General features: G+C 50.6%; 19 protein-coding genes and 3 pseudogenes. 6 read left to right on the forward strand and 16 right to left on the reverse strand.

What is annotated here, in order from left to right; genetic code table 11:
• Positions 1 to 38: 38 nt before the first annotated feature.
• The 4 genes and pseudogenes from O3W44_RS11120 to soxR all read right to left on the reverse strand — a co-directional run.
• Positions 39 to 1,688: a Na+/H+ antiporter gene (locus O3W44_RS11120; protein ID WP_269293120.1), complete on the reverse strand. Its 1,650-nt coding sequence runs from the start codon at positions 1,686 to 1,688 to the stop codon at positions 39 to 41.
• A gap of 147 nt (positions 1,689 to 1,835) precedes the next feature.
• Complete coding sequence (locus tag O3W44_RS11125; RefSeq protein WP_269293121.1) at positions 1,836 to 3,185, reverse strand: NCS2 family permease; 1,350 nt, start codon at positions 3,183 to 3,185, stop codon at positions 1,836 to 1,838.
• Positions 3,186 to 3,546: 361 nt separating this feature from the next.
• Entirely contained in the window at positions 3,547 to 4,212 is a 666-nt protein-coding gene (locus O3W44_RS11130; protein WP_269294424.1) for a glutathione S-transferase family protein, read from the reverse strand.
• A gap of 39 nt (positions 4,213 to 4,251) precedes the next feature.
• Positions 4,252 to 4,734 (reverse strand): annotated as a pseudogene (gene soxR, locus O3W44_RS11135) (redox-sensitive transcriptional activator SoxR); the annotation flags it as partial.
• 170 nt (positions 4,735 to 4,904) lie between these two features.
• Between soxR and soxS the strand changes: the two are divergent.
• Both soxS and O3W44_RS11145 read left to right on the forward strand, forming a co-directional pair.
• Positions 4,905 to 5,330, forward strand: a complete 426-nt coding sequence (gene soxS / locus O3W44_RS11140) for a superoxide response transcriptional regulator SoxS (RefSeq protein ID WP_269293122.1) — start codon at positions 4,905 to 4,907, stop codon at positions 5,328 to 5,330.
• 270 nt (positions 5,331 to 5,600) lie between these two features.
• Positions 5,601 to 5,882: a YjcB family protein gene (locus O3W44_RS11145; protein ID WP_269293123.1), complete on the forward strand. Its 282-nt coding sequence runs from the start codon at positions 5,601 to 5,603 to the stop codon at positions 5,880 to 5,882.
• Between the two features lie 55 nt (positions 5,883 to 5,937).
• Here the strand turns inward: O3W44_RS11145 and O3W44_RS11150 are convergent, their stop codons facing one another.
• Both O3W44_RS11150 and O3W44_RS11155 read right to left on the reverse strand, forming a co-directional pair.
• On the reverse strand, positions 5,938 to 6,888 hold the full coding sequence (locus tag O3W44_RS11150) for an ATP-grasp fold amidoligase family protein (protein ID WP_269293124.1): 951 nt from the start codon (positions 6,886 to 6,888) through the stop codon (positions 5,938 to 5,940).
• Positions 6,889 to 6,896: 8 nt separating this feature from the next.
• Positions 6,897 to 8,153 carry an oligosaccharide flippase family protein gene (locus O3W44_RS11155; RefSeq protein ID WP_269293125.1) on the reverse strand — a complete coding sequence of 419 codons (1,257 nt, stop codon included), beginning with the start codon at positions 8,151 to 8,153 and terminating at the stop codon, positions 6,897 to 6,899.
• Between the two features lie 527 nt (positions 8,154 to 8,680).
• On the opposite strand from O3W44_RS11155, the gene O3W44_RS11160 reads away from it, so the two are divergent.
• On the forward strand, positions 8,681 to 9,076 hold the full coding sequence (locus O3W44_RS11160; protein WP_269293126.1) for a transposase: 396 nt from the start codon (positions 8,681 to 8,683) through the stop codon (positions 9,074 to 9,076).
• A 930-nt stretch (positions 9,077 to 10,006) separates the two neighbouring features.
• Here the strand turns inward: O3W44_RS11160 and O3W44_RS11165 are convergent.
• The 3 genes and pseudogenes from O3W44_RS11165 to ssb1 form a co-directional block, all read right to left on the reverse strand.
• Entirely contained in the window at positions 10,007 to 10,966 is a 960-nt protein-coding gene (locus O3W44_RS11165) for a DMT family transporter (protein ID WP_269293127.1), read from the reverse strand.
• Positions 10,967 to 11,043: 77 nt separating this feature from the next.
• Positions 11,044 to 11,870: pseudogene (locus tag O3W44_RS11170) on the reverse strand (AraC family ligand binding domain-containing protein).
• Between the two features lie 180 nt (positions 11,871 to 12,050).
• Positions 12,051 to 12,596, reverse strand: a complete 546-nt coding sequence (ssb1, locus tag O3W44_RS11175; protein WP_269293129.1) for a single-stranded DNA-binding protein SSB1 — start codon at positions 12,594 to 12,596, stop codon at positions 12,051 to 12,053.
• Positions 12,597 to 12,821: 225 nt separating this feature from the next.
• Here ssb1 and uvrA point away from each other — a divergent pair, with 225 nt between their 5' ends.
• Both uvrA and O3W44_RS11185 read left to right on the forward strand, forming a co-directional pair.
• The gene (uvrA, locus tag O3W44_RS11180) at positions 12,822 to 15,650 is read left to right on the forward strand and encodes an excinuclease ABC subunit UvrA (RefSeq protein ID WP_269293130.1); all 2,829 of its coding nucleotides are present in this window, start codon (positions 12,822 to 12,824) and stop codon (positions 15,648 to 15,650) included.
• A gap of 227 nt (positions 15,651 to 15,877) precedes the next feature.
• A complete protein-coding gene (locus O3W44_RS11185; RefSeq protein WP_269293131.1) occupies positions 15,878 to 16,942 on the forward strand; it encodes an NAD(P)-dependent alcohol dehydrogenase in 1,065 nt (354 codons plus the stop codon).
• A gap of 51 nt (positions 16,943 to 16,993) precedes the next feature.
• On the opposite strand, the gene O3W44_RS11190 is transcribed toward O3W44_RS11185, so the two are convergent.
• The 6 genes and pseudogenes from O3W44_RS11190 to dnaB form a co-directional block, all read right to left on the reverse strand.
• Entirely contained in the window at positions 16,994 to 17,317 is a 324-nt protein-coding gene (locus tag O3W44_RS11190; protein ID WP_269293132.1) for an MmcQ/YjbR family DNA-binding protein, read from the reverse strand.
• Positions 17,317 to 17,736 (reverse strand): secondary thiamine-phosphate synthase enzyme YjbQ, encoded by a 420-nt coding sequence (locus O3W44_RS11195; protein ID WP_269293133.1) that lies wholly within the window; start codon positions 17,734 to 17,736, stop codon positions 17,317 to 17,319. The genes O3W44_RS11190 and O3W44_RS11195 overlap by 1 nt, the downstream gene beginning before the upstream one ends.
• A 146-nt stretch (positions 17,737 to 17,882) precedes the next feature.
• On the reverse strand, positions 17,883 to 19,076 hold the full coding sequence (locus tag O3W44_RS11200; protein WP_269293135.1) for an amino acid aminotransferase: 1,194 nt from the start codon (positions 19,074 to 19,076) through the stop codon (positions 17,883 to 17,885).
• 48 nt (positions 19,077 to 19,124) lie between these two features.
• Entirely contained in the window at positions 19,125 to 19,739 is a 615-nt protein-coding gene (locus O3W44_RS11205; protein ID WP_269293136.1) for a YitT family protein, read from the reverse strand.
• 227 nt (positions 19,740 to 19,966) lie between these two features.
• The gene (locus O3W44_RS11210) at positions 19,967 to 20,458 is read right to left on the reverse strand and encodes an Lrp/AsnC family transcriptional regulator (RefSeq protein ID WP_269293137.1); all 492 of its coding nucleotides are present in this window, start codon (positions 20,456 to 20,458) and stop codon (positions 19,967 to 19,969) included.
• Between the two features lie 128 nt (positions 20,459 to 20,586).
• A pseudogene (dnaB, locus tag O3W44_RS11215) lies at positions 20,587 to 21,994 on the reverse strand (replicative DNA helicase).
• Positions 21,995 to 22,089: 95 nt separating this feature from the next.
• On the opposite strand from dnaB, the gene O3W44_RS11220 reads away from it, so the two are divergent.
• Positions 22,090 to 23,073, forward strand: coding sequence for a quinone oxidoreductase (locus O3W44_RS11220; protein ID WP_269293138.1), 984 nt, complete (start codon positions 22,090 to 22,092; stop codon positions 23,071 to 23,073).
• Positions 23,074 to 23,265: 192 nt separating this feature from the next.
• Here O3W44_RS11220 and pspG read toward each other — a convergent pair whose 3' ends face one another.
• Positions 23,266 to 23,532, reverse strand: a complete 267-nt coding sequence (gene pspG / locus O3W44_RS11225; protein ID WP_269293139.1) for an envelope stress response protein PspG — start codon at positions 23,530 to 23,532, stop codon at positions 23,266 to 23,268.
• Positions 23,533 to 23,680 lie beyond the last annotated feature (148 nt).

Genomic DNA, 23,680 nt, shown 5'->3' on the forward strand with positions numbered 1-23,680 from the left:
GGAAACGGGGTCCTTTTCTACAGCCTGAAGGCTCAGGATCACTCTTCTTTCGTCACCAGTAACGCTTCCAGCAGGTCGAGATCGTGCAGTAACTTCTGCATGATTTCGTTGGAAATCTGCTGAGTGGCACGTAAATGATAAACTTCCGCGCGTTCGGCGCGCAGTGCTGTCAAACGGAAACGCCGTTCAAGGTTTTCAGCAAACAGCGCATGTTCCATATCATTTTTGCCTTCCGCCCGGCGTCGCAGGTTACCAATGATACGCAGACTGACCTCTTTAAGCAGTTCAGGATCGATGTTTTCATTAGTATCATTTTCCAGCCGTGACTCCATCTTATGCAGACTTTCAATTGCCACACTGGCCATCACGGCGCGGGCATTTTGCAGTTCGCGACGATGGCTTGATTTATCAATGCCGTCGTAACCGCGCAGCAGTATCGGCAGGATAATGACGCCAACCAGCAGCGAGAGCAGAATGACGCCGGTGGCGATAAACACCAGCTCATAGCGTGCCGGGAACGGTTCACCGGTGCTCAGAAGCAGCGGAATAGAAAGCACACCCGCCAGGGTGATCGCACCACGGACGCCAGCGAAAGAGGCAATCCACAGCTCTTTCAGAGAATAGTTGCCGAACTCCATCGGTTTTTTCTTTAGCAGACGCTTACTGAAACGCTGCATGATCCACAACCAGCCAAAACGCACCACCATTAGCGCCAGGTAGACCAGCCCGATATCAGCGAACAGTACCCATAATTCGACGTTAGGATCGGCATTGGCCGTGTCGATGGACGTCTGGAGAATGTCTGGCAGTTGCAGACCAAGCATCAGGAATACCATGCCGTTAAACACGAATTCCAGCATCTGCCACACGCTGTTCGCACGTAAACGCATCGCCAGCGGGGCCTGACGAATAATACCGGAGCGCGTAATCGTCATACCCGCCGCAACGGCGGCAAGGATGCCAGACACACCTAAATGCTCGGCAATCAGGTAAGAAGCAAACGGCAGCAGCAGCAGTAATACGGTTTGCGTAGCCGGATCGTCACCGCTCCAGCGACTCAGCAGGCGCAACGATTTACCATACAACCAGCAAACGGCAACACCGGCGACTAAGCCGCCCACCGCAACTTTCAGGAATTCAACGCTGGCCCCGCCCCAGCTAAACACCATGGTTCCCATCGCGACGGCGACGGCGAACTTAAGCGAAACCAGGCCGGAAGCGTCATTCATTAACGCTTCGCCCTGCAATATCGACATGATTTTTTTCGGGATGCGACCTTCGCCCACAATGCCAGAAAGCGCCACGGCATCGGTCGGAGAGAGCACCGCTGCCAGAGCGAAAGCGGGGATCAAGGGAATGCCAGGCACCATCCAGTGAATCAGGTAACCGATGCCAACCACGGTGATCAATACCAGAACCAGAGCTAAACCGATGATTTCGCGACCGTGATGCAGGAACTCACTGATCGGCGTTTTCCAGCCGTCAGCAAACAGCAGCGGCGGAATAAACAGCACCAGAAACAGTTCCGGGTCAAAGTCGACATGTAAACCAAAGGTCGGCCAGGCGAGTAGCGCACCGGCGGCAATCTGGACCAACGGCAAGGGAATTTGAAAAGGGAGAATGCGAGCAGCGACGCCAGAAAGCGACACGACCAGCGTCATAATGAGAATAGTAAAAAAGATTTCCATGCTTTCCTTAAGCGCCTTCAACTCTTTCAGTCAATGTTGTGACGCTAAAGTGTAAAACAATCCGCCAGCAACGGGGATTGCTACACGTGCGGCAAACAGGAAAAAGAGGAATATTCCGGACGTGCGGCTGCACGCCCGGTTGAGAAGTCAGATCGCCCAGCCGCCAGCGTAAAAGGTTACCAGGGCAACAGCGATGATCACGGTGCCGGCATTCAGCTTGCGCCACTCTCCGGCAAACAGACGTCCAACGACCAGTGCAGCAAAGCCCAGCATGATGCCGGTAACAATGTTGCAGGTAAGAACGATAATGACCGCCGTGAGCAGACCCGCCATCGCATCCACAAAATCGTTGAAGTCAATTTTTGCTACGTTACTTAGCATCAGCAGGCCGACATACATCAACGCCGGTGCGGTGGCATAAGCTGGCACTAAATACGCCAGCGGCGACATGAACAGGATCACCAGGAAAAGCAGACCGACGACAATAGCCGTCAGGCCGGTTTTTCCGCCTGCCGCCGTACCCGCTGCGGATTCGATATAGACAGCTGCCGGTGATGCGCCCACTAAACCAGCAAACAGGCTGCTGACCGAATCGGTAGTCAGGGCACGCCCACCATTGATAATTTGCCCCTCTTTATCCAGCAAGTTTGCCTGGCCAGCCACTGCGCGAATGGTGCCTGTGGCATCAAACACGGCGGTCATCACCAGCGCCAGTACGCTGGGCAACACAACCGGCTGCAACGCTCCCGTGATGTCGAGGCTGAAAACTAACGACTGACCACTGGCATCGCTAAGACTGGGTAAGGCAAACAACCCCTGATACGTAACTGCGGGATCAAAAATCAGGCCCAGCACGGAGATGGCGATGATTGTCAGAAGAATGCCCCCAGGCACACGACGCTTCTCCAGCCCAATAATAGCCGCCAGTCCTGACAGCGTCATGAGCACCGGGAAAGCGTTAAAGTCACCAAGCGATACCGGTAAGCCAGGGGCCGGGTTTTTCACCACTAATCCCACACCGTCAGCGGCAATCAGCAACAGGAACAAACCGATACCGACGCCTGTACCATGCGCCACCCCCATTGGCAGATTGCGTAAGATCCATGAGCGAATACCGGTCACCGAGATAAAGGTAAACAGCACCCCCATCAGGAACACCGCCCCGAGAGCGACAGGTACGCTGATTTGCTGACCGAGCACTAAGCTGAACGCGGTAAAAGCCGTTAAGGAGATAGCGCAACCGATCGCCATCGGCAGGTTAGCCCATAATCCCATGATGATGGAGCCAAAGCTGGCGACCAGACAGGTGGCGACAAATACCGCCGTCGGTGAAAAACCGGCTTTACCCAGCATGCCGGGAACGACGATAACCGAATAGACCATGGCCAGAAACGTGGTCAGTCCCGCCAGGATTTCCTGACGTACACTGCTGCCACGCGCAGAAATGGCGAACCAGGCGTCCAGTTTTCCACTGGCCGGGCGTGATTCAATTGACATATTTGAGCCTCAAAGATTTTTGTTGTGTGGATCGCCCTGCGACCGCCGCCCTGAAATTCCCTGGGTAATATCTCTGTACCAACCGGCAAAAGAGAGAGGGCAAACGTTTACCTTGCCGCAAGTCATTGCCCATCTTCAGACGAGCAAACAGAAAGGCAAACGATTATCCGGCGTTTGCTGGCACATTTTCAACTGCTTAATAGTCAATAATCAGGATAAAGATTGCGTTGGAGTTTAAAGAAGACCGGCTTGCTCTGTTGCGCAACAGACTGTACGCAAGGTTTGCGCATTGATGTAACAGGATTTTCTTATGATGAAGGGCGTTGCGCAACAGATGAGGCCACGCAACGTAAGAGAGGATTCAACCCGGCAGACTGATATCGCCGCCCTGCTCAATGGCACGGTGCCAGGCAGCACGCTGTTGGACTGTTTCCAGCCATTGTCGGGTAGCAGGCATATCGGCAAGTCCGCCGCGCTGACTCAGCGCCATGAGCGGGAAACTCATTTGAATATCAGCGATGCTGAAACGCTTACCGGCAAAGCAGAGATGCGTAGCGAGATGCTGCTCAATCATTTCCCTGTGTGGTTTAAGCTGTTTATCGAGAAACGCTTTCTGAACACCTTTACCTAACGCACCGCCAACGGGCCGCAGTAACCAGGGAACCGGTGCCTGACCAAGCCGCCCAAAAATCAGTTTCATTACCAGCAGCGGCATGAGCGATCCTTCTGCATAGTGCAGCCAGTAGCGCGCCTGCAGCACTTCTTGCTCATCGGCCAGCTTCAGCCGATATTCTGCATCATACTTATTTTCCAGATACTCCAGAATCGCACCCGATTCTGCAATCACCCGGTTTTCATCGGTAATCACCGGTGATTTGCCTAACGGATGAACTTTTTTCAAGGCTTCCGGGGCCAGCATGGTCGATTCGCGCTGGTAGCGTTTAATCTGATACGGGACGTCCAGCTCTTCCAGTAGCCACAACACGCGATGCGAACGCGAATGTTCAAGATGGTGAACAGTGATCATCATGGTTCCCTGTTTAGCGACATCAACCAAGTATAGACATCACTCACGCTCCGCCAGCTTGTCATCCTGTTCAGGATTGAGCAGCACCGCACCTGAACCCTGCTGCGCCAGTCGGTCGCCTGGATTGCGTAAAGGGCAGTCACGCATTGAAAGGCAGCCACAGCCGATGCAGCCATCCAGATCGTTGCGAAGGCGCGTCAGAGTTTCGATGCGTTTATCCAGCTCCTCGCGCCAGTGCTGCGTCAGCGCATCCCATTCGTGTGCCGACATACGTTTATCGGCAGGAATATGTTCCAGGCTGTCGCTGACCGTAGCTAAAGGGATCCCGATGCGCTGTGCAATCTTAATGATCGCCACGCGACGCAGCACATCACGGCTGTAACGCCGCTGATTGCCGCCGTTACGCGTGCTGGAAATTAGCCCTTTCGTTTCATAAAAATGCAGCGCCGAAACAGCAACTCCGCTACGTCGTGCGACTTCACCTGGGGTTAATACCGGTTTTGGGTAGTTGCGATCTTTTTCATTTGGCTCTTTACCTCAAGTTAACTTGAGGAATTATACTCGCTTCCCATCAGAACGGCATAATCTCCTTTTCCTTTAATCATTGATGTATTCGCCAGGCGCTGGATCAGCAGAACCCACGTCTGGAAAACAGCCAATATGACGGGAAAAATCACCAGAAGGATGTGACTATGATTCAAGAAGAGATCATTCATTCCCTGACACACTGGATCGACGAAAACCTGGACAAGTCTTTGTCTATTGATGAAGTGGCAGCCAAATCAGGTTATTCGAAATGGCATCTGCAACGTATGTTCCGTAGCGTTACGAAACAGACGCTGGGTGGATATATTCGTGAACGCCGCCTGACGCTGGCTGCGGAAGCCCTGCGCCAAACGCAGCGCCCTGTTTTTGATATTGCCATGCAGTATGGCTATGACTCGCAGCAAACGTTCTCGCGCGTTTTCCGTCGCCAGTTCTCTCAAACGCCTACCGCTTATCGCCACACTATGCGTCGTCAGGCCATTCAGCGTCCGCGTCTGTTCAACTTTGATTGCAGCGAGAGTATGGCCAGTTTTACTCAACGGACCACCGGTGAGTGCTGCCCGGTTCGGTGATTTTCTGTGCGCCTACCCTGGGCGCGCCTTTCTTTTGTTTTCCTTCAGCTTTTCCCCTCTTCTCGCTTTACGCTTAAACTTCAATCAAATTTTTTCTACCATACAAGATACAAATTTTGTTCAAAGTTTAAAATCGAGTGATATAATGTGAGCCAAGTCACATTATGACCTTGGGTTGACGACAAAAAGAGACTACCTGACATCTCTTTGTGCCGCCGGTGATGTCCGCAGATTGTCAGGAATTCCTACTGATTTATTGAGGTCCAGCCGATGGCTACGTTAACCACCAGTCTACTTGTTATGCGTTGGGAATTGCTGAGCGCCGTCATGATGTTTTTTGCCAGCACCCTGAAAACGAAACTTCGTCAGGAGAGCCATCACGTTATGGCATTTATGTGCGGCGGCGTTGGTTTAGCAATGACCTGCTGGTTTGTGACCGGCTTGATGGGCATTACCCTGAGCATGGACAATGTGCATAACTTCATGGAAATTTCAAAAAACGCCTTCATTCAGGCGATGAGTCAGGCGCCTGCTGACTGGCCAATGCCTTGATTTTTTCCCAATAAAAAACCCCGCTAAGCGGGGTTTTTTACATTGCTGTGTATACCTAAATTTTCTTCAACAAGGCAGGAATATTAACATCCCCTACTGTGACGCCCGGTCTCTGCGTGCCGCGGCGATCCTGAATCCACATGTCTCCCATTATTTGATTTAATCCACGATCTAACCCGGTCACCAAACCTGCGCCTGGCGTGAATGTCAGTTCGCCGAAATAGATGCGCTCTTCATGGATATACCAGTCAACGCGCACATAATCGAAATCGCTGGCTAACTTTTTGCTCAGAGCAAGCGCATGTTGCAGCGAAGGCATAACGTCAGAAATGTCTAAACCAGTATCACGGATTTTATGGAATGCCTCGTCAAGGTTATTCACATAGAAGTTCATCGACAACAGCGGCTGGCAGCGGTTGTAGATAACCTGCAGCACATATTCAAACCGGCCATCACGCTTGTTAAACATGTGAAACTTGTAATCAATCGGTGCACTTTTGCCGTCGCCAATATATTGCTCAACTAAAATGCGCGGCTTGATGTAGCGATAATGAATTTCGCGGGCTTCGTTAGCAAAATCGGTTTTCAGCCAGCGATAACAGTCATGAATGATCTGCTGTTTACGCAGCGCATCTGGCTCTTCCAGCAAAATTTCCACCATGTTTGAAGCATGATTCGGCTTAATTACCGTTCCTTTCCAACACGGCAAACTGTTCAGCGTAGTCGGATCGGTGGTTTCATGTACCAGTGGGATCAGGTATTCATTACCGATCTTCTCGGCAATAAATTCACGTACTGAAAACTTATCTGACAAGCGGCCATAACTCTGGTAATCGCCGTAGATAAATTTACGGTACAGCACCTTCTCGTTAAACACCTTCGGCTGACGCAGATTGGGCAATGATTTGAACTTGTGGAAGTAGTAGATGCGGTCCTGATAAGACCAGGGCATCTTCTTAATAAAATACTGCACACTTCTTCTGAGTTCTTCTTTCAACTTGAGCATATCGGACCTCATTTGTAGGTTTTGTAGTTGAGTGAGGAAACTTGAATCTTTTGAATGACGCCGTTTTTGAAGAAGTAATTCATTACGGTAAGGGACAAGAGTTCTGAAAGGAAAACGCTCCAGGCGGCTCCCATAATGCCGTAGTCTTGGATCAGCCACCAGGAAAGCGGCACACTGATGACCATCAAGCAGATGATTTTCCTCAGTAAGTAGTTAAAACCACCCTCTTTTACCATGTAGCGATACGCTACAGTCCCCATTGCCGAAAAGCTTGTGGCTATCGACAGTAATGTAATGAGCCCTCCTGACTGTGTGTATTCCGAACCGTATAACGCAATAGTGATCTGCTCGCCGAACAGGGAAACGATCAGCAGCATCAATAATGAAACGCCCATGACATAACCGTGTAGCCGTGCTGCCAGCTTAATCGCCATGTCGCCGCGCTCTCTGAAAATCTCAGTGAAGCATGACGTAATCAGTGCTACGGGGATAAAAATCCACGAAGCTGCAATGGTATTGGCTGCGGCAAACAAGCCGAGATCGCGTGCTGAAGCGATACCTGCCAAAAACATTTGTGCAGTTTTCACCTGGACAGAAATAAAGATGCTGGAAATGGCCAGTGGTAAGCCCGCATACATGAGGTAACGCAAATAGGCGCTACGCTTCTCACGTGGTGGCATGTGATCCTGGTGTTCACGGTAAAAGTTGTAGCGTTTGATCGCATAAGGCACCAGCGTGACCGCCACAATCGACAGCGTGAGCCACAGCGGATTAAGTCGCAACCAGGCAATGGTAAAACTGATAGCAAAGCTCAACAGCATGCCAATGGCATTCGCAATGGTATTTAACCGTGAAGCGAGACGCGCATTGTTGAACACGCTGAAGGTATCTTGTGTGACAAAGACCGAGGCAACAAATGAGGCCAGGGCAAACACCAGGAAGTTTTCCTGCATGTTGTACCAAACCCAAATGAGCACCGGAATGGAGGTAAGCAACAATAAAACCAGCCGCATCGTGCGTGCGATGGTCATTAAACGTAAGCCTTTAGATGCGTTTTTACTTACGCGCTTGAAAAGGATAGTTTCGGTACCGAATATCGCAACGGTTTGCACCATAGCAAATAAGGAAGTTGAAAACGCCATCTGGCCAAACACAGTTGGACCAAAGGATTTTGCCACGTAAGACGTCACGAATATGACACCAAACACGGAAATGATCTTCTCAGACATCATCCAGGCGGCATTAGACATTACGCTCAATTTCATCGATTCTTCCTTAGTATTACTCAACTACTACCGCTTCGGTAAAACGTCCCTTTAACGAATTAATAAGCGCACAGTGGGCCTGGCGAAAATTAAAGGCTTCAAACCAGTCTGGTCCGAAAATTGAGAATCAGATCATAATCCGGAGAATAAATTCAGGATAATTCTTATTATATTTGGCGCGAATAACTTGATGTGAAAACGATTTCAAGCAGAAAAAAGCGCGTTTTTTTTAGAGTCACAAACGGCGTAATAATCAAGCCAGTTATGCTAAATATCCAATGTGCGTAGAATTTTTTCGTATTTGGGATGTGAAGAATCTATATCAAAAACCCTTTTCCAGGAAGGTATGCCAACCCGATCGGAATAAAATAAGATTTATCCCATGATGATATTTATTCCAAATATCTTAATTTAACCTTCGCAATTCAATTCAAGCACTTTGATACTGTATTAATAGAATACTTACAGTGCCAGGATTTAATAAAGTCATTCTCATCCATTAATCGATAAGAAAGGTAAGAGCATTTATGAGAAAGTCACGATATAGCGAAGATCAAATCACAAATGCCATTAAAGCTTCTGAATCAGGCGTTAAAGTCAGAGAGATTTGTGAAGAGCTTGGCATCTCTGAAGCAACTTTCTATAGCTGGAAGAAGAAGTTTTCTGGGCTGTCTTCCGAGGAGGGCAGAAAAATCAAGGAACTGGAGGAGAAGCTGCAATCACTTACGCGCGAATTACAAACGTTAAACTCAGATAAGGAGATGCTACAAAGCGTACTGAAGAACTTCTTTACAACGAATGAAAAGCGTCAGGCAGTCAATTTTTTACAGAACACCTTTGAAATTGGTACGCGCCGCAGCTGCCGTTTATTAGATATTAGCCGCAGCGTTTATCACTATCCCTCAGGTACAGAGAACCGTTAATACTATTACTACCGCGTTTCCTGGACTAAAGCTGAGATTTGTTCTTACCAGAAGAGATGAAGATCATTTAACAGGACATTTGTGGCTACCCTTTCCGCACCATTTATTACTAATGAATGATTGAGCGGCTAAGCTTCTTTTTTGCGGTAAAATTGATTCGCAACAGCAAAAGTCTCGCTTTCTACGCTACTTCCCTCAGCCCAATCTCATTTCGGTGAGATTGGGGCTTCTCATTATTTACGTTAACCGTGCTAATTAGCGGGACTGAATCCAGCAAATTTAGTTAAGCCTAACTGAACACGCTTAAATTTTGCGCTTATTTTTTCTCAGTTTATAGTGGATCTAACCCTTTTCCCGTAAGCTGACATTTCAGCCACAGAAAATCAGCTATCTTTGCCGCGTCCATCAGCAAAATCCCATATCTAATAGTTTATAAAATCTTAACACTTCAGTGCATTTGCCTGGTTTTATTTGTTAAAGAATGCAGATAAAGATGCCTGAAGCTAAACTTTTAATATAAACGAAGCGGTAATTTTTCTTAGCCTCTTGTTTATATATGAAGTAAAAATTGGTTTATTGCGCCGCTTTCTCAGGTCCAGTCATCCGTTAAAGCGAAGCGGCAGCCCATTTATATGCACAATCAAGCCGTTATTGCAGACTTAATTGGCTATTTATCGCGCACAAGGTGAATGAAATAATAACGCTTATGCACTTTCTGACATAAAAAAGGCCCGCAAAAGGGCTATTGCTTAGAACCAAATCAAAGCTGAAGAGTGATTTCTGACGTAACAGAGAGGGTTAAAACCGATTTAACAACGTATCAGGCGTAGAATTTCAGCTGACAGAGCCTGAAACGGGATGCGACTAATTCTTAAAATTGAGCAAAATCAGGAAGTCGCGCTGGCGATAATATTTTGCCAGCGCAGGTATTCAGAGATCGAGTGCGGTTACAACTGGCTCGGGTTTAATTAACATCGCCCAGATCACGCCAATAATCAGCAGCAGAATACCCGTTGCGGTTAATAACGGAGGCCAGTGTTGATACCAGAGAAACGTCCACAGCAGGCCGAAAAGGATTTCAAAAACGATTAAGGGCCCCATCAACACCGTGGGTAAACGCTGGCTTGCGGCGTTCCAGCACAGCGTGCCAAGCCAGGAACACAACAAACCAATGGCCAGCATTAACGGAATAAATATGTGGGGATGCGGGCCGAATGGCAGGCTAAAGTCAGGCCGTTGCCAGGCAAGCTGCATGCTGACGAGGCCGTAAAAAACTAACGCCAGTGGCAACGTCACCACGCCCTGCGCCGTGGCCCAGGTGGCAGGTTTCAGCTCTGGGTGGGTGCGCAACCAGCGTGCATTACGAAGCGGATACCATGTCCAGCATACCACCGCCATTATCGCCAGCAAAATGCCAACCAGGTAGCGATTCAGATCTAAAGCGGCCCCCTGCGTTTGCAGCTCCGCTGCATTGACACATAACAGACCACCTCCCATGACGATTAATGCAGGGATCAGCCGCCGCCAGGCAAGCCGCCCTTCAAGGTGGCCGTAACAGAGGTTCGCGGTCACCGCGATAACCACCGGCAATGTGCCAATAATCATGGTTGAAACTGGCGCGCCCGTGCGCTGAATCGCATTAGCGAGAAAGGCATAATAAAGAAGATTTCCTACCAGTGAGAGTTTCAGTGCTTCTCGCCAGTCGGCAGAAACCAGTTTGCGCAGCCGATGACGATCGTGCCAGGCAAGCGGCAGCGCAATTAGCCCAAAGGCCACATAACGCCCAGCCGACTGCAGCGTGCCAGGATAATCGGGCACCAGTAGCGGGCCAACAAAAATTAAGCCCCACATTAATCCTGCGGTGAGAGCAAACAATACGCCAGCAAGCATTTTCTCTTCCTTTATAGATGAACCGGCGCAGTGTCGCGAAATGAGGTGAGGATTGCTTGTAGCAAATTGCGATTGAGCTAGCCGCGCATCACCTGTTTTTGGTAACGGCCCGGCGTAATGCCATAGCGTTGGGCGAATGCGCGCGTGAGATGTGCCTGATCGGTCAGGCCAACCGCAGCCGCCACGCCCGCAGGTGTCTCCCCTTTTGCCAGCAACTGCTTGGCCTCATATAAACGATAGGCCATTAACATTTGCTGTGGTGTCACATGAAAATGTTCGCGAAAGGCGCGCAAAAAATGCCACGGTGACAATGACGCCAGCGCCGCTAGCGTGTCCAGCCGTACCGGTTCGGCCAGGTTGGTGCGCAAATAGTCGCGGACATTATCGAAGCGATGCCTGGCGTCTGGCTTCCGTTGCGTAGCCATCCGCGCCAGTGGACGCATTTGCCGTAACACTTCTGAGAGTAAACTCTGGCGCGCCAGAGCAGAATCAGCCTGCCATAACGCTGTCAGCACCTGGGAAAGCGGCTTCGCCAGCCGTGGATCGGTTAACAGTGCATCTTTGAACCACCAGCCGCTGTCTCCGGTTAACTCATCCATTAATTGTGGCTGGATATAGATCATTTGATAGCGCCAGCCCTGCTTGCACGCTGATTCGCCGGTATGCAGCTCGTCCGGGTTCATCATCACTAACGAGTTGACCGGGGCCGTATATTGCGTACCGCGATAGCGAAAACGCTGTGCGCCCGATTCAATGGTGCCAATGCCAAACGCTTCATGCGTGTGGGGTTCAAAGGCGTAGCGTGAGATGTGGGCCTGATAAAGTTCAATGCCTGGCAGCTCCGACAACTGTTGAAACTGCGCGCGATCTTTTCACAGGGAAAAATGGCCGGAACCCCTTCCACGTCACACCTCCGCCTCTTAGTTCAGTCACTGGGTTTACTAGCATGCCTGTGGAAAGCAGCAAAATGCAAAGGTTTGCTTAATCGAGCCTTGCGTGTTGAGCTGCGATGCGATTCTGGCTGAGTGGCAATAAAGAAAAGGCCCAACAAGTGGGCCTTTCACAGAACTGATCATCAACGTTATCAGAATGGAATATCGTCGTCGAAATCCATTGGCGGCTCGTTGTTGTTACTTGCCGGCGCACTCTGTGGCTGCTGTGGACGAGACTGTGCGCCGCCGCTGAACTGGTTATTACCACCCTGTGGCTGCTGCGGTTGACCCCAACCATTGTTGTTATTGGCTGGCGCACCGCCCGCTGAAGCACCGCCTGCGTTGCCTTGACGGCCGCCCAGCATTTGCATGGTGCCGCCAACGTTCACCACGACTTCTGTGGTATAGCGTTCCTGGCCGCCCTGATCCTGCCACTTACGTGTACGCAACTGGCCTTCAATATACACCTGTGAACCTTTACGCAGATATTCACCGGCCACTTCTGCCAGCTTGCCAAACAGCACCACACGATGCCATTCCGTGATCTCTTTATTTTCACCGGTCTGCTTATCGCGCCAGCTTTCCGACGTGGCCAGCGTAATGTTGGCAACAGCGCCACCATTTGGCATGTAACGCACTTCCGGATCCTGACCCAGATTCCCGACAAGAATCACTTTGTTAACGCCACGACTGGCCATGTTGCTGTCTCCCGATGAGTTAATGCTAAAAGTCTAAACGATCAATTCTAACACGTCCTGGACGCTGTTCCCACTTTCGAGCGGGGTTCCAATTTTGACCATTTAGTCGCCAAAAAGCAAAAAACTACTGGATATTTATTCAGTCTATTTTTTGTGCCATAATGATGCGTTTATTCTGGTCGTGTCGGCAAGGCGCGGCGAGTGCTTCTAATCCGGGAAAGGTGAATGGATAAGATCGAAGTTCGTGGTGCCCGCACCCATAATTTGAAAAACATCAACCTGATCATCCCGCGTGACAAACTCATCGTGGTAACCGGCCTGTCAGGCTCCGGTAAATCCTCTTTGGCGTTTGACACGCTGTATGCGGAAGGTCAACGCCGCTATGTAGAGTCGCTTTCTGCCTATGCGCGCCAGTTTCTCTCGTTGATGGAGAAACCGGATGTCGACCATATCGAGGGTTTGTCGCCCGCGATCTCTATCGAGCAGAAATCCACGTCACACAACCCGCGCTCGACGGTTGGCACCATTACGGAAATTCATGACTACCTGCGTCTGCTGTTTGCACGTGTGGGTGAGCCACGTTGCCCGGATCACGACGTGCCGCTGGCGGCGCAAACCGTGAGTCAGATGGTGGATCAGGTGCTGGAGCAGCCTGAAGGCCGCCGTTTAATGCTGCTGGCACCGGTGGTGAAAGATCGTAAAGGTGAACACACCAAAACTCTTGAAAACCTGGCTACGCAGGGTTATATCCGTGCGCGTATTGACGGTGAAGTCTGCGATCTTTCTGATCCACCAAAGCTCGAACTGCAAAAGAAGCACACCATTGAAGTGGTGATTGATCGCTTCAAAGTGCGTGACGATCTGGCGACACGTTTAGCTGAATCGTTTGAAACCGCGCTCGAGCTTTCCGGCGGCACGGCGATCGTGGCCGATATGGATGACAGCGAAGCGGAGGAGTTGCTGTTCTCTGCTAACTTTGCCTGCCCGATTTGCGGCTACAGCATGAGCGAGCTGGAACCGCGCCTGTTCTCCTTTAACAATCCAGCGGGCGCTTGCCCAACCTGTGATGGCTTAGGCGTACAGCAATATTTCGATCCGGACCGCGTGGTGCAAAACCATGAACTGTCGCTGGCTGGCGGGGCGATTCGCGGCTGGGATCGTCGCAATTTCTACTATTTCCAGATGCTGCGCTCGCTGGCTGAACATCTCGATTTTGATATCGAAGCGCCATTTGGCAGTCTGCCAGGGAATGTGCAGAAAGTGATTTTGTACGGCTCCGGCAAAGAGAGCATCGAATTTAAATATATCAACGATCGCGGTGATACCTCGGTACGTCGTCATCCTTTCGAAGGCGTCCTTAATAATATGGAACGCCGCTACAAAGAGACTGAATCATCAGCGGTGCGCGAAGAGCTAGCCCGATTCATCAGCAACCGTGCTTGCGCCAGCTGTGAAGGCACACGTCTGCGTCGTGAAGCGCGCCATGTGTACGTGGAAAACACTACACTGCCCACTATTTCAGAGATGAGCATCGGTCACGCGATGAGTTTCTTTGAAAACCTCAAGCTCAGCGGTCAGCGGGCTAAAATCGCTGAAAAAGTGCTGAAAGAGATCAGCGATCGCCTCAGCTTTTTGGTCAACGTCGGCCTGAACTATCTGTCGATGTCGCGTTCAGCTGAAACCCTGTCTGGCGGTGAAGCGCAGCGTATCCGTCTCGCGAGTCAGATCGGCGCTGGTCTGGTTGGCGTCATGTATGTGCTGGATGAGCCTTCCATCGGTTTGCATCAGCGTGATAACGAACGTTTGCTTAGCACGCTGATTCATCTGCGCGATCTGGGCAATACGGTGATTGTGGTTGAGCATGACGAAGATGCGATTCGCGCCGCTGATCACGTGATCGATATCGGGCCAGGTGCTGGTGTGCATGGCGGTCAGATTGTGGCAGAAGGTACGGTAGATGAAATCATGGCTGAGGAAGCGTCGCTTACCGGCCAGTTCCTGAGCGGCAAGCGAGAAATTTCTGTACCGAAAGAGCGCGTGAAAGGCGATCCGGGCAAAGTGCTCAAAGTCACGGGCGCGCGCGGTAACAACCTGAAAGATGTCACCTTAACGCTACCAGTTGGCCTGTTTACCTGTATTACGGGCGTTTCCGGTTCAGGTAAATCGACGCTGATTAACGATACGCTGTTCCCGATTGCTCAACGCGCGCTGAATGGTGCGACGATTGCCGAACCCGCGCCTTACCGCGAAGTTAACGGTCTGGAGCATTTCGATAAAGTGATCGATATCGACCAAAGCCCCATTGGTCGTACGCCACGCTCCAACCCGGCAACCTATACCGGTATCTTTACGCCGGTGCGCGAGCTGTTTGCTGGCGTGCCGGAATCACGTTCGCGTGGGTACAATCCGGGCCGCTTCAGCTTTAACGTACGCGGTGGACGCTGTGAAGCCTGTCAGGGTGACGGTGTACTTAAGGTAGAAATGCACTTCCTGCCGGACATCTATGTACCGTGCGATCAGTGTAAAGGTAAGCGTTATAACCGCGAAACGCTGGAGATAAAGTACAAAGGCAAAAGCATCCACGAAGTGCTGGAGATGACCATTGAAGAAGCCCGTGAGTTCTTCGATGCCGTGCCAGCCCTGGCGCGTAAGCTACAGACGCTGATGGATGTGGGCCTGTCGTATATTCGTCTTGGTCAGTCAGCTACCACGCTGTCCGGCGGTGAAGCTCAGCGCGTGAAGCTGGCGCGTGAACTGTCGAAGCGCGGAACCGGTCAGACGTTGTATATCCTTGATGAACCAACCACCGGCCTGCATTTTGCTGATATTCAGCAATTGCTGGAAGTGCTTCATCAACTGCGCGATCAGGGCAACACCATCGTGGTGATTGAGCACAATCTTGATGTAATCAAAACCGCAGACTGGATTGTCGATCTCGGACCTGAAGGCGGCAGCGGCGGCGGTGAAATTCTTATTGCCGGCACGCCAGAAACGGTAGCAGATTGCGATAAATCACATACCGCACGCTTCCTTAAGCCGTTACTGAAGAAGTAGTCTTTTCAGGCCCGCCTCTGTGCGGGCCTTGTTTTATGCGCAGCCTGATCGACCTGAAAAATGCAGAATCAGGCAAGATTCAGACATGTATAGGCATATACGCCTGCCGTTTCCCTGACTATCCTTAAGCGGTTCCTCTTTGGCACGCCCGGCGTCGCCCTGTTTGCTGCAGCACGGTCTGCCGCACCATCGAAAAACACTCACGACACATCGAAACTGGAGACACCATGAATATCACGCATGCGTATGCTGCTCAGGATGCTCAATCCAAACTCGCACCGTTCGATTACAAACCGCGCGAACTCCGCGCGCATGATGTGCAACTCGACGTTTTGTACTGTGGCGTTTGCCACTCTGATTTGCATCAGGCGCGCAATGAGTGGAAAAACACGATTTTCCCGGTTGTGCCTGGCCATGAAATCGTTGGCCGCGTAACCGCTGTTGGCGCGCAGACTCAAAAATATAAGGTGGGCGATCTGGTCGGCGTTGGCTGTATGGTTGATTCCTGTCGCAGCTGCCCAAGCTGCCAGGAAGGGTTAGAGCAGTATTGCGAAAATGGTTTTGTCGGCACCTATAACGGTGAAGATCGTGAAACAGGCGCGATTACTTACGGCGGCTACTCAACGTCAGTCGTGGTTAATGAAGACTTTGTGCTGCGTGTTCCAGAAAACCTGGATCTGGCAGGCGTTGCGCCGCTGCTGTGCGCGGGTATTACAACCTATTCTCCGCTGCGTCACTGGAACGTGGGTCCGGGCAAAAAAGTGGGTATCGTCGGCTTAGGCGGTTTAGGCCATATGGGTGTGAAAATTGCCCACGCGATGGGTGCCCATGTGGTGCTGTTCACCACCTCTCCCTCTAAAATTGAAGATGGCAAACGCCTCGGTGCAGATGAAGTTGTGGTCTCCAAAGATGCCGATCAAATGGCACAACACACCAACAGCTTCGACTTTATTCTTAACACGGTTGCGGCTCAGCATGACCTCAATCCTTTCATTGCACTGTTAAAACGTGATGGCAACATGACGCTGGTAGGCGCGCCAGAGCACGATCACCCTGCTCCGCAGGTTTTCAATCTGATCTTCAAGCGTCGCAGCATTGCCGGTTCACTGATTGGTGGTATCGCTGAAACTCAGGAGATGCTGGATTTTTGTGGCAAGCATGGCATCACGTCAGACATTGAAATGATTGCAATGAATCAGATCAATGAGGCCTATGAGCGTATGCTGAAAAGCGATGTGAAATACCGCTTCGTCATTGATATCAATTCACTGCGTGAAGAAACGGCAGCATAAGCCTGCTTCCACTGTCCTCGCCTGTTGACGAGGACAGTGGACATCAGAGCATTACCGCGCATCATCTGCCTGCTGATAAGAGGCATCGACCAGATAGTAGATCTGCGAATCTTTCAACGACCCATCCAGGAACAGCGTGTTCCAGTGCGATTTATTCAAGTGTTCGCTTGGAAAAACGTCTTTGTGTTCGTCACGCATCAGTTCAGCCAGGGCCGGGGTTGATTTAAGCGACACCGCGGGTCGCCCTTTCACCTCATGAACCATGGCAAACAGCATGCCATCGCTTTTAATTTGTGTGGCTTTCCAGTCGCTGTGCACACTCTGCTCCGCACCCGGCTTGCTCATACAATACGTTAATAACTCCGACGTGTTCATTATGACTCCCCTTGTAAAGTCGCGACAATTCGCCTTGCTCCGCCATGAATACGATGCTCGCCCAGCCAGATGCCTTGCCAGGTGCCAAGTACCAGCCGTCCACGCTGAACCGGTAGCAGCAGCGAAACGCCCAGCGTTGATGATTTAATGTGTGCGGGCATATCATCACGCCCTTCGTAATCGTGCTGATAAGGCGCATCTTCAGGTACATGGCGCATGAAGTGCTGTTCCATATCGCTGCGTACCGTCGGATCACAATTCTCATTCAGCGTTAACGAGGCTGACGTATGCTGTAACAGCAAATGCAGCAGACCGGTTTTAACGTCAGCCAGCGCGGGTAACTTACCGACAATCTCATCGGTTATCAGATGAAACCCGCGCGGTTTCTCGCTAAGCGTTAACGTTTGTTGATACCACATAGTCCCTTCCTGAATCGTTTACACCTTTTAAGTGTGCAACATGTGGTGGAAAGGTAAACCCAACCAGGAAATTAAAACCGCTACGTCTGGAATTCAGCAAAAAAAACCGCCGAACAGTGTCGGCGGTTTATGACTGTCACTCTGTTTTACATCACAGCAGCAAAGGCTTCTGCGACCTGATGGACGTTTTTGCTGTTGAGGCCCGCTACGCACATACGACCGCTGCCCACTAAATAGATACCAAACTCTTCGCGCAGACGATCAACCTGCTGCGCGCTCAGTCCGGTGTAGCTGAACATACCGCGCTGTTTCAGCAGATAATCGAAGTTCTGGCCCGGCAGTGCCGTGCTTAACACCTGCACCAGAGCTTTACGCATATCAATAATACGTAAACGCATTGCTTCGACTTCGTCCAGCCAGTTGGCTTTTAGCGCGTCGTCGTTGAGTACGCGAGCCACAACCTGTGCACCAAAGTTTGGCGGGCTGGAATAGTTACGACGCACGGTTGCTTTCAGCTGACCCAGCACGCGGCTTGACTCTTCTGCGCTGTCGCACACAACAGACAGCCCGCCAACGCGCTCGCCATACAGAGAGAAAATTTTTGAGAACGAGTTGCTGACTAATGCCGGCAGACCCGCCGCCGCAATCGCGCGGATCGCATAAGCATCTTCTTCCATACCTGCGCCGAAGCCCTGGTAAGCGATATCCAGGAACGGAATCAGCTCCTGAGCGTTGAGCACATCAGTCACAATGTCCCACTGCGCGTTTGTCAGGTCAGCACCAGTAGGATTATGACAGCACGGATGCAGCAGTACGATGCTCTGCTTCGGCAGTGTTTTTAATTTTTCCACAAAGGCGTCAAAGCGCACGCCGTTGGTTTCCGGATCGTACCAGGGGTAAGTATTGACCTCAAACCCTGCACCACTAAAGATAGCGACGTGGTTTTCCCAGGTTGGATCGCTCACCCATACATTCGACTGTGGGAAATAACGCTTCAGGAAGTCAGCACCCACTTTCAGCGCACCTGAACCGCCTAACGTCTGAATCGACGCAACGCGGCCCGCTTTTAACACCGGATGTTCAGCGCCAAACAGCAAGGGTGCAATGACGTTACGGTAAGCGTTCAGCCCTTCCATTGGCAGATAAAGCGAAACCTGCTGTGGCTCAGCATTCAGCTGTTCTTCTGCCGCAGCTACTGCCTGCAACTGAGGAATGATACCTTGCTCATTGTAGTAAAGCCCGATGCTGAGATTAACTTTATGCTCGCGTGGGTCCTGTTTGAAGGCTTCCATCAGCGACAGAATCGGATCGCCGGCATAGGCATCAACGTTTTGAAACACGGTGCAGATCTCCATGATTGGTCTTAGTAAGCGGGTCAGGTTGTGTCATTAAACTGTGTATCGTCCGGGACGATGGTTCATGGCGATAATCAAATTAAGGATCACCGCGCCTGCAACTGACGCGAGCAATACCGGCAGGCTTACAACAAACAGCGACGCCAGCACCACACAGGTGTCGACTGCCATTTGCAATTTTCCGGCGCGGATGCCAAAGCGATCCTGCAACCAGAGCGCCAAAATATTGATGCCGCCAAGGCTGGCTTTATGACGAAACAACACTATAAACCCAATCCCCATAATGACGTTACCGAACAATGTCGCATAAAAAGGATTGAGACTGGAAAAGTGAACAAAAAGCGGATGAAGCTGGGTAAACAGTGAAACCAGGCCCACAGCGCAGAAGGTTTTCAGCGTAAATTCCCACCCCATTCGGCGTACAGCCAGCCAGTAAAACGGCAGATTAATCAGAAAGAAAGCACTACCAAATGAGAGCGGCGACAGGTAGCTCAGCAAAAAAGCGATGCCAGCAGTGCTGCCGGTTAATGCCCCCGCCTGCTTAAGCATAATCACACCGAACGACACCATTAAGGTGCCCATCACGATGGCCAGTGCGTCTTCAAGGCGGGAATGGGGAATACGAGAAGGCTGAACGACGTTATCCATGGAGTTATCTCATTGCAAATGATGCGGTTCAAATGCAAAAAACGCACCATACCAGCAGCTTTTTCAGGCTGCTGGCTGGTGCCAGCGATTATCCCATTGATAATTAAGGCGCTTTATTGCAGGTTTTGATGCATAAATTTGATGTCATGCCGTCAAATCATGCACAAATTCTTTTCTGGTGCGCGTTTTTTGCATTACTTGCGCTCAGTGTGCACCAAAAACGCACATCACGCACGCTTTTGGCGCGCACTCTGTTCAGGAAGCATCATTAAGCCATTTTCTTTCAAACGCCCTAACACGACCGAGGTTTTGACGTGCGATACACTTTGATGGCCCGCCACCAGTTGGCTGATCAATGCACTGAGCGACGCCAGGTCAGCAACGGCAACCTTTAACAGGTAATCGGCATCGCCCGTGGTTTTGTAAGCATCCACAATGGCCTCTTCCTGTTCAACCATACGGTGAAAGCTCTCAACGTACTCCGCGGTGTGGTTAATCAAGCGCACTTCAATTAATCCCACCATGCCTAATCCTACGGCGTCAGGAGAGAGGCGCGCATGATAGCCAAGGATGAGGTTGGCCTGTTCAAGATTAATGCGGCGGCGTGAGCACTGTGAGGCTGACAATCCCACTAAATCACTTAACTCCTGATTCGTGAGGCGGCCGTTTGATTGTAATAAAGTCAGGATCTTAAGATCGTAATCGTCTACGTGAGTCATTCTGCTTCCATAGCGTGTTAAGCGGCGCTTTGCTACAGATAACCTGATGATCAGCGGGGTTGTCCAACACTATTTTCTGATGACAGGCGTGACATGCACAGATTGTGCATGTCAGCACAAAGGAAAGGTTATTCGTCGTCGTATTGCGGGCCAGCGTAATTGTCAAAACGTGACCACTGGCCGTTAAAGGTTAAGCGCACCGTACCAATTGGCCCGTTACGCTGTTTACCTAAAATGATTTCTGCAATGCCTTTGAGATCGCTGTTTTCGTGATAAACCTCATCGCGATAGATAAACATGATCAGGTCAGCATCCTGCTCAATTGAGCCAGATTCACGCAAATCAGAGTTTACCGGACGTTTATCAGCACGCTGTTCGAGCGAGCGGTTTAGCTGCGAAAGTGCGACGACCGGCACATTCAGCTCTTTTGCTAACGCCTTGAGTGAACGTGAAATCTCCGCAATTTCCAGCGTGCGGTTATCTGAAAGTGACGGTACTCGCATCAGTTGCAGGTAATCGATCATGATCATGCTCAGGCCATCATTTTCACGATAGATACGACGAGCACGAGAACGGACCTCTGTTGGCGTCAGGCCAGAAGAGTCATCGATATAGATGTTCTTTTTTTCCAGTAAAATGCCCATGGTGCCAGAAATACGCGCCCAGTCTTCATCGTCAAGCTGCCCGGTACGGATGCGCGTCTGATCAACACGCGACAGCGAAGCCAGCATACGCATCATGATCTGCTCGCTGGGCATCTCCAGACTAAAAATTAATACGGGTTTGTCATGCAGCATCGCCGCGTTTTCGCACAGGTTCATGGCGAAAGTGGTTTTACCCATCGACGGACGCGCTGCCACAATGATCAGGTCAGATCGCTGTAAGCCTGCGGTTTTCTTATTAAGATCCTGATAACCCGTATCGACACCCGTTACGCCATCATGTGGCGTTTGGTATAGCGACTCAATGCGCGATACCGTTGCTTCAAGGATTTGCTCAATATTTTGCGGGCCATCATCTTTATTCGCGCGCGCTTCGGCGATTTTAAAGACGTTTGACTCGGCAAAATCTAACAGCTCTTCGCTGCTACGGCCCTGCGGATCGTAACCCGCATCGGCGATTTGGTTAGCGACTGAAATCATTTCGCGAACGACTGCGCGTTCACGCACGATGTCAGCATAAGCACCGATGTTGGCTGCACTTGGCGTGTTTTTCGCTAACTCTGCCAGATAAGCAAAGCCGCCCGCCATTTCCAGCTCGCCTCGCGTTTCGAGAGATTCGGACAGGGTGATAAGGTCAATGGGCTGGCTGTCTTCAAGTAAACGCTGCATTTCTGAAAAAAATCAGACGGTGCGAACGGTTGAAGAAATCATTGGCGACAACGCGCTCGGAAACGTTATCCCAACGCTCATTATCCAGCATTAACCCACCGAGCACCGACTGCTCCGCTTCCAGCGAATGCGGGGGCATTTTCACGCCTTCCAGCTGGCGATCCTGCGTTTCGTTCGATTTGTTGGTGGGTTTATTTCCTGCCATAGTGAATGCAATACCGATCTTTTGTGGGGACGCGCCAGTATACCTTGTTGTGAGGCGCGCCTCACCCTCATGATTCAACAATCACAGGAGTAAGAATGGCAAAGCGTATTCAGTTCAACGCGCACGGTGGCCCCGAGGTTTTACAGTGGGTTGATTTTGAACTTACCGATCCTGCTGAGCTTGAAGTACAAATAGAAAATAAAGCCATCGGCATCAATTACATCGACACCTATGTGCGAAGTGGACTTTATCCGGTAAGTGACTTTCCTTCGGGCCTGGGCACCGAAGCCGCAGGCGTAGTGAAAAGTGTCGGGAGCCGGGTTACGCGCTTCAAACCCGGCGACCGCGTGGTTTACTGCATGGCAACGCAGGGCGCCTACAGTGAATTTCACAATGTGGCAGAAGATCGATTGATGCTGCTGCCTAATCAAATCAGTTTTGAGCAAGCGGCTGCCAGCTTTTTGAAAGGGCTCACCGTGCAGTATCTGCTGCGTCAAACTTATCAGGTCAAACCTGACGAAATTTTCCTGTTTCATGCCGCAGCGGGCGGCGTCGGCCTGATTGCCTGCCAGTGGGCGAAAGCGTTGGGCGCGCATTTAATTGGCACCGTAGGATCAGCAGAAAAGGCGCAACTGGCTAAAAAAGCGGGTGCCTGGGCCACGATCAACTATCGCGAAGAGAACACTGCGCAGCGCGTCAGTGATTTAACTAACGGTAAAAAAGTGGCCGTGGTGTATGACTCAGTAGGGAAAGATACGTGGGATGTATCGCTCGATTCGTTACGCCGCCATGGCTTGCTGGTGAGCTTTGGTAACGCGTCGGGGCCGGTAACCGGCATCGATTTAGGTATTCTGAATAAGAAAGGCTCTCTTTTCGTGACTCGCCCTTCGCTTTTCGGTTACATCACTAACCGTGAAGAGCTGGAAACAGCCAGTGCGGAGTTGTTCTCACTGATAGCCAGTGGCGCGATCAAAATTAACGTGCCGGATCAACAGAAGTTTGCACTTAACGAGGCCAGTAAAGCGCATCAAACGCTGGAAAGCCGTGTGACGCAAGGCTCAAGTTTACTGATCCCCTGATCCCCAGATGCAAACAGGGCTTCCCGCAGGAAGCCCATTTTTCTTTTTTATCGTTCGCGCTGGTTGTAGGGACAGCGGCGATGGATACTGTTTCGACTCAACGAAAACATCCTGACAGAAAACATAAGTAAAAAGTATGTTTAATTGCAGAATTGTTATGAATAATATCTGACTCTGTGATCGTCACCGCATTTAGCGCCAGTCATTACGGCTTAAACGGTTGATTTTACGCCTGAGTTTATTGCGCGTTCGCGCTTCACTGTCAGAGAAAAAGGCGCGATAAAGCCAGACTGCGACTACCGCCAGTACCAGCCATGGCAACAATTTGATAACCATTGCCAGAAATCCGCCAATAAACATCAATAGCGTTGCAACTGCCAATGCTGCAATCACGCCCAGTAACGAAACACCTGTTATCAACAGCATCAGGAAAAAGCCTAATACAAATAAAATTTCCACTTTTGCGCTCCTGTCATTCACGACTGGTTGGTTATTACAAGAAGCGTGCCAGAATTTAAGCTATTGATTTTGCGTCAGACCGGGGAAAAAGCGTGGGCATTAACTAATGAAATTCACCAAATTTTGGCTCAAAAAAACCAGCCCGTTA

It is taken from the genome of Pantoea sp. LMR881 (genome assembly GCF_027157825.1).
GTDB classification, from domain to species: Bacteria; Pseudomonadota; Gammaproteobacteria; order Enterobacterales; family Enterobacteriaceae; genus Pantoea; species Pantoea haifensis.